The 12,101-nt window shown below is 71.5% G+C and carries 9 protein-coding genes; 6 read left to right on the forward strand and 3 right to left on the reverse strand.

Features of this window, described 5'->3' with window-relative positions:
• The first annotated feature begins 198 nt into the window (after positions 1-198).
• Positions 199-657 carry an outer membrane protein assembly factor BamE gene (locus BUE30_RS00865; RefSeq protein ID WP_073325757.1) on the forward strand — a complete coding sequence of 153 codons (459 nt, stop codon included), beginning with the start codon at positions 199-201 and terminating at the stop codon, positions 655-657.
• 175 nt (positions 658-832) lie between these two features.
• Here the strand turns inward: BUE30_RS00865 and msrB are convergent, their stop codons facing one another.
• Positions 833-1,273 (reverse strand): peptide-methionine (R)-S-oxide reductase MsrB, encoded by a 441-nt coding sequence (msrB, locus tag BUE30_RS00870; protein WP_073325758.1) that lies wholly within the window; start codon positions 1,271-1,273, stop codon positions 833-835.
• A gap of 130 nt (positions 1,274-1,403) precedes the next feature.
• Between msrB and BUE30_RS00875 the strand changes: the two genes are divergently transcribed.
• Positions 1,404-2,399, forward strand: a complete 996-nt coding sequence (locus BUE30_RS00875; RefSeq protein WP_073325760.1) for a GNAT family N-acetyltransferase — start codon at positions 1,404-1,406, stop codon at positions 2,397-2,399.
• A gap of 10 nt (positions 2,400-2,409) precedes the next feature.
• Positions 2,410-4,257 carry an ABC-F family ATP-binding cassette domain-containing protein gene (locus tag BUE30_RS00880; protein ID WP_073325762.1) on the forward strand — a complete coding sequence of 616 codons (1,848 nt, stop codon included), beginning with the start codon at positions 2,410-2,412 and terminating at the stop codon, positions 4,255-4,257.
• Positions 4,258-4,429: 172 nt separating this feature from the next.
• On the opposite strand, the gene hemB is transcribed toward BUE30_RS00880, so the two are convergent.
• Positions 4,430-5,431, reverse strand: a complete 1,002-nt coding sequence (gene hemB, locus BUE30_RS00885) for a porphobilinogen synthase (RefSeq protein WP_073326497.1) — start codon at positions 5,429-5,431, stop codon at positions 4,430-4,432.
• 170 nt (positions 5,432-5,601) lie between these two features.
• Between hemB and BUE30_RS00890 the strand changes: the two genes are divergently transcribed.
• The gene (locus BUE30_RS00890; protein WP_073325763.1) at positions 5,602-6,132 is read left to right on the forward strand and encodes a component of SufBCD complex; all 531 of its coding nucleotides are present in this window, start codon (positions 5,602-5,604) and stop codon (positions 6,130-6,132) included.
• Positions 6,133-6,199: 67 nt separating this feature from the next.
• Positions 6,200-9,703: a transcription-repair coupling factor gene (gene mfd, locus BUE30_RS00895; protein ID WP_073325765.1), complete on the forward strand. Its 3,504-nt coding sequence runs from the start codon at positions 6,200-6,202 to the stop codon at positions 9,701-9,703.
• Between the two features lie 136 nt (positions 9,704-9,839).
• On the opposite strand, the gene BUE30_RS00900 is transcribed toward mfd, so the two are convergent.
• Complete coding sequence (locus BUE30_RS00900) at positions 9,840-10,661, reverse strand: DUF4198 domain-containing protein (protein ID WP_073325766.1); 822 nt, start codon at positions 10,659-10,661, stop codon at positions 9,840-9,842.
• On the opposite strand from BUE30_RS00900, the gene BUE30_RS00905 reads away from it, so the two are divergent.
• Complete coding sequence (locus BUE30_RS00905; RefSeq protein ID WP_073325768.1) at positions 10,660-11,985, forward strand: HupE/UreJ family protein; 1,326 nt, start codon at positions 10,660-10,662, stop codon at positions 11,983-11,985. The two genes, BUE30_RS00900 and BUE30_RS00905, sit on opposite strands and share 2 nt — an antisense overlap.
• Positions 11,986-12,101: the final 116 nt, after the last annotated feature.

The following is a 12,101-nucleotide window of genomic DNA, read 5'->3' on the forward strand; positions in this document are numbered from 1 at the left end:
GCCGCGTCCGGGGCAGGCGCGCGGCAGGCGGGCGTCGCGTCGGCCGGGCCCCGTCGCTTGAAGCACCGGGCGTTCGCGGGTAATCCGCGATGTGGGCCGCAAGCGGCGGCAAGGCAAGCCGCCCGGGGCCCGGGAATCGACGGATGCGGCGGGCGGGACCGACCCGGACACGCCGGGATCGAGCGGGGAGAGACGCAGATGACAACGACGCACCGCGCCGTCCGACTGGCCGCCCTGCTCGCCCTCGGGCTCCTGGCCGCCTGTTCGACCCGCTACCGCTATCACGGCTACGTCCCGCTGGCCGAGGACCTGGCCCGGATCGAGATCGGGCGCGACACGCGCGAGAGCGTGGCCGAGATCGCGGGCACGCCCACGGCGGGCGGCGTGCTGGACGAGGACGGCTATTACTACGTCCGGTCCCAGTTCGAGCATTACGCCTTCTACGCGCCGGTCGAGATCGACCGGCAGGTGCTGGCGATCACCTTCACCGAGGCGGGCGTGGTGCGGAACATCCAGCGATTCGGCCTCGAGGACGGGAACGTCATCGTGCTGGAGCAGCGCGTGACCGACGACAACATCCCCGACAACACCTTCATCCGGCAGCTGCTGAACAACATCGGCAACGTGCAGGCCGGCCAGCTGCTGGGCGAGGGCTGAGGGCGCGGCCCGTCCCGGGTGGCGGAAGGGGCGGCGCGGTCGGGAGCACGGTATCGGCAGGACCGCGAAGGCAGGCGCGCGACGAGGCGCGGAGGCCGATCCCCGGCCGGCGGGGTCGCGCCGCGCCGAGAGGGGCGCGGCGGCGGATACCCGGGCGCCGGAGCCGGGGGCGGGCTCAGGCCCCGGTCGTGGTTTTCGCGGGCGCGCCCGCCGCTGCCTCGGCAGGCTGGAAGTCGAGCGCCACGCCGTTGATGCAGTAGCGCAGGCCCGTCGGCTGCGGTCCGTCGGGGAAGACATGCCCCAGATGCGCCGCGCAGCGGGCGCAATGCACCTCGGTGCGGCGCATGAACCAGGACCTGTCCTCGCTCTCGCCGACCTTCTCGCCCTTCACGCCGTCGATCGGCCGGGTGAAGGAGGGCCAGCCGGTGCCGCTGTCGAACTTGTCCTCCTGCGAGAAGAGCTCGGCCCCGCAGCAGGTGCAGGTGAAGGTGCCGCTCTCCTTGGGGAAGTCGTCATGGGTGAAGGCCCGCTCGGTCCCGTGCTGGCGCGTCACCTTGTAGGCGAGGTCCGAGAGCTGGGCCTTCCATTCGGCATCGGTCTTCTCGATCTTGTCCATCAGGGCTTGTCTCCCGTGTCATGTTCCTCCGCTATCTAGGCAGCGGCCCCCCCGCTTCCAAGGCGGGGACGGGGGTCGGGCCCCCCGTGGGCCCGGCGCGCAGGCAAGGCAGAGAGGCGGGGAGCGGGCGATGCCCTTCGACGTATCGGTGGCAGGTTGGCGGGTCCGGCGTGCGGGGGACGCGGCGGACCTCGCGGCCGTCCGGCGCCTGCGGCACGCCGCGTTCCGGGCCGGAACCGGGGCGGCGGCCGGGGGCGCCGCGAGGCCGGACGCGGGGGCGGAAGGCGGGCCGGTCTCGGGGCCTGTTCCGGATGCTGTGCGGGGCCCCGTCCCGGGTGCGGGACCCGGATCCCGCGCGGGCGCAGGCGGGGGGGCGGGCGCCGGGCCGAACGAACCGGGCAGGCCCGGACCGGGCCCGGGGCGCGGGCAGGAACTCGACGCCTGTCCCCACGATCCGGACTTCGAGCACCTGATGGTCGAGGCGGCGGAGGACGGCCGCTGCGTCGCGACCTTCCGGCACCGCCTCCTCGGTCCCGGCGACATGGCGGGCAGCTATTGCGGCGCCGCCTACGACCTGTCCCCCCTGGCGGCGCGGGGTCTGACGGCGCTGGAGCTGGGGCGCTTCTGCGTGGCGCCGGGCCTGGACGATCCCGCGCCGATGCGCCTCGCCTGGGGGGCGGTCGCGGCGCTGGTCACGGCGCGGCGGCCGGACCTGCTGATCGGCTGCGCCTCGCTGCCCGGGGCCGATCCGGCGCGGTACGGGCCGGCCCTGTCCGTGCTGGCGGGGCATGTGGGGCCGGAGGGGATGCGTCCCGGGCGGCGCGCTGCCGAGACCTGCGACCTGCCGCCCCCCGGGGCAGGCAGTCCCGCGACCCTGCCGCCGCTGCTGCGCTTCTACCTTACGCTCGGCGGGTGGGTGTCGGACCACGCGGTCATCGACCGCGACCTCGGCACGCTCCACCTGTTCTGCGCGATCGAGATCGCTCGGATCCCGCCGGCCCGGGCCCGCGCGCTGGCCGGCCTCGCCGCCGCGGCCGGGCTGGGGCCGGAAACGGGGCCGGAGACGGGGGACGGGAGCGCCACTGTGGACTGCGCACCTCTTGCAGCGGGGGCGGGGCGGGTCTAGCTGGCGCGCCATGGCCCGCGCACCCCTTCTCCAGCTCTCCGACATCTCGCTCACCTTCGGGGGGGATCCCGTCTTCGACGGCGTCTCTCTCACCGTGCAGCCGGGCGACCGCGTCGCCCTGGTGGGCCGGAACGGGTCGGGAAAATCCACGCTGATGAAGGTGATGGCGGGGCTGGTGGAGCCCGATGCCGGGGCCCGCACGCTCGCCCCCGGCACCTCGACCGGCTACATGGAGCAGGATCCCCGGATGGACGGGTATCCTACCTTGCGCGACTTCGCCGCCTCGGGGCTGGAGCCGGGCGAGGACTGGCGCGTCGACGCCGCCGCCGAGGGGCTGAAGCTGGACCTGTCGCGGTCTCCGGACACCGCCTCGGGCGGGGAGCGGCGGCGCGCCGCGCTGGCCAAGCTGCTGGCCGAGGCGCCGGAACTGATGCTGCTGGACGAGCCGACCAACCATCTCGACATCGAGGCGGTGGAATGGCTGGAGGCCGAGCTGAAGGGGTCGAAGACCGCCTTCGTCCTGATCTCGCACGACCGGACCTTCCTGCGCGCCCTGACGGGCCAGACGCTGTGGATCGACCGGGGCGAGGTGCGCCGGCAGGAGCGCGGCTTCGAGCGGTTCGAGGAATGGCGCGACAAGACCTGGGAGGAAGAGGACCAGCAGCGCCACAAGCTCGACCGCAAGATCAAGGCCGAGGCCCGCTGGGCGGTCGAGGGGATCTCGGCCCGGCGCAAGCGCAACATGGGACGCGTGCGGGCGCTGCAGGACCTCAGGGCCGAACGATCCGGCCAGATCCGGAGACAGGGCGCGGCGGCCTTCGATTTCGCGGACGGGCCGACCAGCGGCAAGAAGGTGATCGTCGCCGAGGGGCTGGCCAAGACCTATGACGGCAAGCCGGTCGTGCGGGATCTCTCGCTCACCGTGCAGCGGGGCGACCGGATCGCCTTCGTCGGGCCGAACGGGGTCGGAAAGACGACGCTGATCCGGATGCTGCTGGGCGAGGTCGCCCCGGATGCGGGCCGCGTGCAGCACGGCACCAACCTCGCCCCGGCAGTCTTCGACCAGGCGCGGGCCGTGCTCGACCCCGACCTCTCGCTCTGGGACACGCTGACCGGCGAGCCGGGGATGCGGGTCTCGGGCAAGGCCGACCAGGTGATGGTGCGCGGCGAGCCGCGGCACGTCATGGGCTATCTCAAGGACTTCCTCTTCACCGAGGAGCAGGCGCGCGGGCCGGTCCGCGCACTCTCGGGCGGCGAGAAGGCGCGGCTGCTGCTTGCCAAGCTGATGGCGCGGGAGAGCAACCTGCTGGTGCTCGACGAGCCGACCAACGATCTCGATCTCGAGACGCTGGACCTGCTGCAGGAGGTGCTGGACGGCTACGACGGCACGGTGCTGCTGGTCAGCCACGACCGCGATTTCCTCGACCGGGTGGCGACCACCACCGTGGCGATGGAGGGGGGCGGCCGGGCGGTCGTCTATGCCGGCGGCTGGTCGGATTATCGCGCCCAGCGCGGGGAAGGGGCGGCGGCGCCGGCGAAGGGCGAGCCGAAGGCGCCGGCCCGCCCCGCCGCCGAGGCGGCGCCGAAGCCGGGGCCGGCCCCCGGCGGGCCCGCGAAACCCGCCGGCCGGGGGCTCAGCTATGCCGAGCGGCACCGGCTGGAGGAGCTGCCCGCCCTGATCGACCGCCTCGGGGCGGAGATCGGCAAGCTGGAGGCCGCGATGGCCGATCCCCAGATGTATGCCCGCGAGCCGGTCAAGTTCGCCAAGGCCTCGGAGGCGCTGGCGGCGCGGCAGCAGGCCCTCGCCGCGGCCGAGGAGGAATGGCTGGCCCTCGAGGAAAAGGCCGAGGCGGGCTGATCCGGCCCGTCCGGGGAGGGGAAGGCGCGCCGCCCCGGCGGATGGCGGCGATCCGGATCGGCGGAGGGGGCGCTGCCCCCGCTGCCTGCGGCAGCCCCCCGGAGTATTTCGGGCAAGATAAGAGCATGGGCGGCGCGACGGGGGCGGTGCCGCGGCGCGCCCCGGGGGCGGATCAGCCGTTCAGGATGCGCGCCGCCTCGGGGGCGAAATAGGTCAGGACGCCGTCGCAGCCCGCGCGCTTGAAGGCCATCAGGCTCTCCATCATCACCTTCGGTCCGTCGAGCCAGCCATTGGCCGCCGCCGCCCGCAGCATCGCGTATTCGCCCGAGACCTGGTAGGCGAAGGTCGGCACGCCGAAGGCGTCCTTCACGTCGCGGCAGATGTCGAGATAGGGCATTCCGGGCTTCACCATCACCATGTCCGCGCCTTCGGAGAGGTCGCGGGCGACGAGGCGCAGCGCCTCGTCCCGGTTGGCCGGGTCCATCTGGTAGGTCTTCTTGTCGCCCGTCAGCGCGGCGGAGGCGCCCACCGCGTCGCGGAAGGGGCCGTAGAAGGCGCTCGCATACTTGGCGGCGTAGGACAGGATCGTCACGTTCCGGTGGCCGGCCCCCTCGAGCGCGGCGCGGATCGCGCCGATCCGCCCGTCCATCATGTCGGAGGGGCCGAGGATGTCGGCCCCCGCCTCGGCCTGGGCGAGCGCCATCCGCACCAGCGCCTCGACCGTCTCGTCGTTGACGATCTCGCCGTCCACGACGAAGCCGTCATGGCCGCTGGCATTGTAGGGATCGAGCGCGATGTCGGTCATGACGGCAATGTCCGGGCAGGCGGACTTGATCTCGCGGATCGCGCGGTTGGTGAGGTTGTCCGGGTCCCAGGCCATCGCGCAATCGGCCGTCCGCGCGTCCGGCCCGGTATAGGGAAAGAGGCAGATCGCGGGGATGCCGAGGCCCTGCGCCTCGCGCGCGGCGGCGCCGATCCGGTCGACGCTGCGCCGCACCACGCCGGGCATCGAGGGGACGGGCACCTCGAGATCCGTTCCCTCGGTCAGGAAGACCGGCCAGATGAGATCCGACGGCGCCAGATGCGTCTGGCGCACGAGGGCGCGCAGGGCGGGGGTGGCCCGGGTGCGGCGCAGGCGGGCGGCGGGGAAGGGGGCGACGAGGGGCGTTTTCATGGCCGTGCTGCCTTTCATGTCACACCGCCCGCGTTCGCACATGTTCCTCGCGCCCTCAAGCCTCGCCATTCTCGGCCCGGCCCCCTAGGGTCCGGCGCGGATCCGGGCCCCGCGCCGGGCCCGTCCGCCTGCCGTTCCTCCCGAGACCACCCTACAAGACTGCCCCCCGCGTGACCTGGACCGAGACCCTCACGGAAGTCATCGACACGCGATCCTTCTCGAACCTGTGGTTCTGGATCGTGGTCGCGGTGACGTGGTCCTCGGCCAGCTACTTCGTCATGGGCGTGCCCTTCGACCTGATCCAGCGGGCGAAGCGGCAGGGCGGGCAGGCGATGCAGGACCTGCAGGACGCGGCCCGCATCTCGTGCAACCGGTTCCTCCACATGGCGGACACGGCCGGGCTCTGGCTGGTCGGGTTCGTCACCTTCTTCCACAGCGCGATGCTGGTGATCGCCTTCTGGTACTGGGTCGAGTTCGCGCAGGCGATCGAGTTGATCGCGCTGCCGATGACGCTGGTCTTCGAGCTGACGCTGCGGCTGGCGCGGGAGGTGCGCGAGCGCGGGCTGGAGGGGCCCGAGCTGGTCCGCAAGCTGATGCGGCACCGGTTCTGGACCCAGCTGATCGGGATGGTCGCGCTCTTCGTCACCGCGATGTTCGGGATGTACCAGAACCTGACGATGTCGCCGATCCCGGGCTGGTGATCGCCGCGCGCGATTCCGCCGCCGCGGCCCCATTGACATGGTCGCCCCCGCGCGTAGGTCAGCCGCCATGTCAAAGAGCCCTTCCCACGTCACCGTTTCGGGCGCGCCCGAAGGGTTCGACGCCCGCCTGATCCTCGACGAGATCGCGAGGTCCGGGTCCGCCGTCCTCCACGTCGCCCGCGACGACCGGCGGATGGAGGCGATGCGCGCCGCGCTCGCCTTCTGGGACCCCTCCATGCCGGTCGTGACCTTCCCGGCCTGGGATTGCCTGCCCTACGACCGCGTCTCGCCCAATGCCGACATCACCGCCACGCGGATGGCGACGCTGGCGGCGCTGGTCCACGGCATGCCGGACCGGTTCGTGCTGCTGACGACGCTGAACGCCGCGACACAGAGGATCCCGGCGCGCGAGGTGCTGAAGGACGCGGCCTTCGCCGCTGAGGTCGGCAGGCGGGTCGACGAGAAGGCGCTGCGGGACTTCCTCGTCCGGATGGGCTTCACCCAGGCGCCCACGGTGACCGAGCCCGGGGATTACGCGGTGCGCGGCGGGATCATCGACGTCTACCCGCCGGGCGAGAGCGGGCCGATCCGGCTCGACCTGTTCGGGGACGTGCTGGACGGGGCGCGTCGCTTCGATCCCGCGACGCAGCGCACCACCGAGAAGCTGGACCGGATCGAGCTGGCGCCGGTCAGCGAGGTGATCCTCGACGAGCCGTCGATCACCCGCTTCCGCCAGAACTACCGGGTGGAGTTCGGGGCCGCCGGCACCGACGATCCGCTCTACGAGGCGGTGAGCGCGGGGCGCAAGCACCAGGGGATCGAGCACTGGCTGCCGTTCTTCCACGAGCGGCTCGAGACGCTGTTCGACTACCTGCCCAAGGCGACGGTCACGACCGACGACCAGATGGACGCCGCGCGCGACGCGCGCTGGACGCTGATCGAGGACGCCTACGAGACCCGCAGGATCGCGATGTCCGCCAAGGGACGGATCGACAGCGTCTACAAGCCGAGCCCGCCGGACGCGCTCTACGTCATGCCGGACGCCTGGGACGCGGCGCTGGCATCGCACCGCCGGCTGTCCTTCGCGGCGTTGCCCCGGTCGACCGGCCCGGGGGTGACCGATGCCGGCGGGCGGATCGGCCGCGACTTCGCCCCCGAGCGGCAGCAGGAGAAGGTGAACCTCTTCGAATCGCTGGCCGGCCATATCCGGGCGCGGCTGAAGGACGGGCCGGTCGTCATCGCCTCGTACTCGAACGGCGCGCGCGAGCGCCTCGAAGGGCTGATCGAGGACGAGGGCATCGAGGAGACGATCCCCGTCCCCGATTTCGGCCGCGTCGGGAAAACGGGCGTCCATCTGGTCGTCTGGGCGCTGGAGCACGGCTTCACCGGCGAGGTGGACGGCCGCAAGGTCACCGTCATCTCCGAGCAGGACGTGCTCGGCGACCGGCTGATCCGGCAGGGCCGCAAGCGCAAGCGGGCGGAGAACGTCCTTACCGAGGCGCAGCAGATCACGCCCGGCGATCTCGTCGTGCATGTCGATCACGGGGTCGGGCGCTATCACGGGCTGGAGGTGGTGACCGCCGCCGGCGCGGCGCATGAATGCCTGAAGATCGAATATGCCGAAGGCTCGACGCTCTTCCTTCCGGTCGAGAACATCGAGCTGCTCAGCCGGTACGGTCACGAGGAGGGGCTGCTTGACAAGTTGGGCGGCGGCGCCTGGCAGGCCAAGAAGGCCCGCCTGAAGGAGCGCATCCGCCAGATGGCGGAGCGGCTGATCCGGGTCGCGGCGGAGCGCGCGCTGCGCAAGGCGCCGCTCTTCGATCCGCCCGAGGGCATGTGGGAGCAGTTCCTCGCGCGCTTTCCCTACGACGAGACGGACGACCAGCTGAACGCGATCGAGGACGTGCTGAACGATCTCGACAGCGGCACGCCGATGGACCGGCTGGTCTGCGGCGATGTGGGCTTCGGCAAGACCGAGGTGGCGATCCGCGCCGCCTTCGTTGCCGCGATGTCGGGGGCGCAGGTCGTGGTGATCGCGCCGACGACGCTGCTGGCGCGGCAGCACTACAAGAGCTTCGCCGAACGGTTCCGGGGCTTCCCCATCAATGTCCGGCAGCTGTCGCGCTTCGTCTCGACCACCGAGGCGGCAAAGACGCGGGAAGGCATGGCGAGCGGCGACGTGGACATCGTCATCGGGACCCACGCGCTGCTGGCCAAGGGCGTGAAGTTCCGCAACCTGGGCCTTCTCATCATCGACGAGGAGCAGCATTTCGGCGTCGCCCACAAGGAGCGGCTGAAGGCGCTGCGCACGGATGTGCACGTCCTGACGCTGACCGCGACGCCGATCCCGCGCACGCTGCAGATGGCGCTGTCGGGCGTGCGGGAGCTGTCGATCATCGGCACGCCCCCGATCGACCGTCTCGCGATCCGCACCTACGTGTCCGAGTTCGACACCGTCACGATCCGCGAGGCGCTGCTGCGCGAGCATTACAGGGGCGGGCAGAGCTTCTTCGTCGTGCCGCGGGTCAGCGACCTGGCCGAGATGGAGGACTGGCTGAAACGCGAGGTGCCGGAAGTCTCCTACGTCGTCGCCAACGGCCAGATGGCGGCGGGCGAGCTCGACGAGCGGATGAACGCCTTCTACGACGGCAAGTACGACGTGCTGCTGGCCACGACGATCGTGGAGAGCGGTCTCGACATCCCCACCGCCAACACGATGATCGTGCACCGCGCCGACATGTTCGGCCTTGCCCAGCTCTACCAGATCCGGGGGCGGGTCGGCCGGTCCAAGACGCGCGCCTATGCCTATCTCACGACGAAGCCGCGCGGCAGGCTGACCCCACAGGCCGAGAAGCGGCTGCGGGTGCTCGGCAGCCTCGATTCGCTCGGAGCGGGGTTCACGCTCGCCAGCCAGGATCTCGACATCCGCGGCGCGGGCAACCTCCTCGGCGAGGAGCAGTCGGGACAGGTGCGCGAGGTGGGCTACGAGCTCTACCAGCAGATGCTCGAGGACGAGATCGCCAAGCTCAAGGCCGGCGGCGGCGAGGGCGTGCCGGAGAGCGACGGGCAATGGGCGCCGCAGATCAATCTCGGTGTGCCGGTGCTGATCCCCGAGGACTACGTGCCGGATCTGGACGTGCGGCTCGGCCTCTACCGGCGCCTGTCCGACCTGACCACGAAGGTCGAGCTCGAGGGCTTCGCCGCCGAGCTGATCGACCGGTTCGGCGAGCTGCCGAAGGAGGTCAATTCGCTGCTGACGATCGTGCGGATCAAGGCGATGTGCAAACGTGCGGGGATCGCCCAGCTCGATGCAGGACCCAAGGGCGCGACGATCCGCTTCCACAACGACAAGTTCGCCTCCCCCGAGGGGCTGGTGGAGTTCATCCAGGCGCAGGACGGGCTGGCCAAGGTCAAGGACAACCGCATCGTCGTCCGCCGGGACTGGTCGAAGGACAAGGACAAGATCCGCGGCGCCTTCGCCATCGCCCGCGACCTCGCCGAGAAGCTGGCCGAGAAGCGCAAGGCGACCGACGCGGCGAAGGGCGCGAAGGGCGCGAAGGAGAAGGCCTGAGCCTTCGCCGCAGGCGCGGGCCCCGGCCGGGGAAGGGGGGATATCCGGACCCCGGGCCGTTCACGTCAGGAGGGGTGTCCGGGGCGACCGGCGGGAAGCAGCGCCAGGAGTCGATCGCCAGCCTCGGCCCTCGGGGTCAGTCGGCGGGGACGGCGAAGGTGAGGTTGGCCCAGAGGCTCTCCCAGTCCTGCGCGATCCCCTCGGCCGGGACGCGCAGCACCACGGCGTCGAGCATGTAGGTCGTGCCCCGCTCCACCGGGACCGTCGCGATCCCGTCCGCGTCGGTGCGCAGGTAGACCGGCTCGGCCGTCTCGTCGCCGGTCCTGGCGAAGACCTCGATCCGGGCATCCGCGCGGACCTTGCCCGCATACCAGAGCTGCACGTCGATCCCGTCGGCCATGTCGCCGGTATAAGGGTTCTCGAGCGCGACGATCTCGGTCTCGAGCCCCAGCCGCGTGTCGGTTCCGGCCGCGTCGCCGGCACCGATCAGCGCCTTGGAGTAGCGGGTGTAGAGCTCGGTCACCGGCTCGTCCGGCAGGCCGCGCTCCTCCTCCAGCGCCGCGATGGCCTCCGGCCCGCCGAGCAGGTCCTTGTGGGCCACAAAGCGGTCGAACACCGCGTGCTCGCTGTAGGTCAGGGCGGTGGGGGTGGAGACGTAGGCCAGCACGATCAGACCGTCCCCCGCCTCGGCGCTGGCGATGGCGGGAATGTCGCCGATCCGCGCCCGGAGCGGGGCGGGCGCGCCGGCCTCGCCCCGGATCATGTCCAGCCGCTCGGTATTCCGGGGCAGGAAGGGAAGCCGGGTGCCGGCGAAGCCCTCTCCGTTGACAAGGTCGGCCTCGAGCATACCCTCCGCGGGCGGTTGCCAGTCCCGCGCCTCGATCCAGAACTCGTGCGCCTGCGCGGGAAGGGGGACGAGAAGCACGACGGCGCAGAGGCGAAAAGCGGGAAACGGCATGTCGAGGGTCCTTTCGGTTGCGGCAACACTCGTCCGCGCGGTCATCCTGTCAATGGCGGCGGCGTTCACCGCCTCGTCAGCGGCGGCGCACGAGGTGCTGCCGGCCATCGGGGACATGGAGCTGGCCGAGGGCCGGCTGGTCTTCGACGTGCAGGCCGATATCGAGGGCTTCGTCGCCGGGATCGACCTCGGCGCGGTCGCCGACACGGACGATGCGCCGCAGGCCGGGCGCCACGACACGCTGCGCGCGATGGATCCGGCCGAGCTTGCGGCCGCGTTCGAGACGGCCTGGCCGCGAATCGCGCCCCTGATCGACATCCGTGCCGGGCAGACGCGGCTGGAGCCGGAGCTGACGGGCGTCGCCGCGGGCCCCGTGGGCGAGGTGGACGCGCCCCGCCCCTCCACCTTCTCCTTCGCCGTGGATCCGCCCGCCGGCACGGCGAAGGTGACCGTTCGCTGGGACAGCCGCCTCGGCTCGCTGGTGCTGCGCCAGAACGGGGTCGAGGCGCCCTATGACGGCTATCTCGAACCGGGGCAGTCCAGCCCCGGGATCGCGCTGGGGGGTGGCAGCGCACTGGGCCCCTGGGCGACCTTCGCCGCCTACATTCCCGTGGGGTTCGATCACATCGTGCCGCTGGGGCTCGACCATATCCTCTTCGTGCTGGCGCTGTTCTTCCTCTCGACGCATCTGCGCCCCCTGCTCTGGCAGGTCACGGCCTTCACCGCCGCGCATACGATCACGCTGGCGCTGACGGCCTTGGGGGTGATCTCGCTGCCGGGCAGCGTGGTGGAGCCGATCATCGCCGCCTCGATCGTGTTCGTGGCCGTCGAGAACATCTTCACCCGCGGCCTCTCGCCTTGGCGGCCGGCCGTGGTCTTCGTCTTCGGCCTGCTGCACGGGATGGGCTTCGCGAGCGTGCTGGCGGAGTTCGGGCTGCCGGAGGGCGCCTTCGTCCCCGCGCTTCTGGGCTTCAACGTCGGCGTCGAGGTCGGCCAGCTCTTCGTGATCCTGATCGCCTTCCTCATCGTGCGCGAGGCGATCCGCATCGACCGCGGCCATGACGAGGTGCGTCTGGCCAGGGATCTCTACATCCTGCTGCCGGGGATCTTCGTCGGGGCGGCCTTCCTCTGGATGGCCTGGGGGCAGCCCGAGGTGGGGCCGATGGTCTTCGCGATCCCCGCCGCTTTCCTGTCGCTGCTGTGCTGGCTGTCGGTCGAGCGGCGGGACCTGGTGGACAGCTACCGCCGGATCGTGGCCGTGCCGGCCTCGGCCGCGATCGCCCTGATCGGGGCCTGGTGGTTCGTCGAGCGGGTCTTCCTCTGAGGCTGGGCCGCGACCCGATCTCGATGCGTTGAAGGGAAGCGCTTCCGCGAAGGCGGGGTCGGTTCACTCCCGACCAGCCTCCGATCTACGAGCACAAGTCAGTTTACGTGGCGTAA

Origin of the sequence: Wenxinia saemankumensis (assembly GCF_900141735.1) — a bacterium.
GTDB classification, from domain to species: Bacteria; Pseudomonadota; Alphaproteobacteria; order Rhodobacterales; family Rhodobacteraceae; genus Wenxinia; species Wenxinia saemankumensis.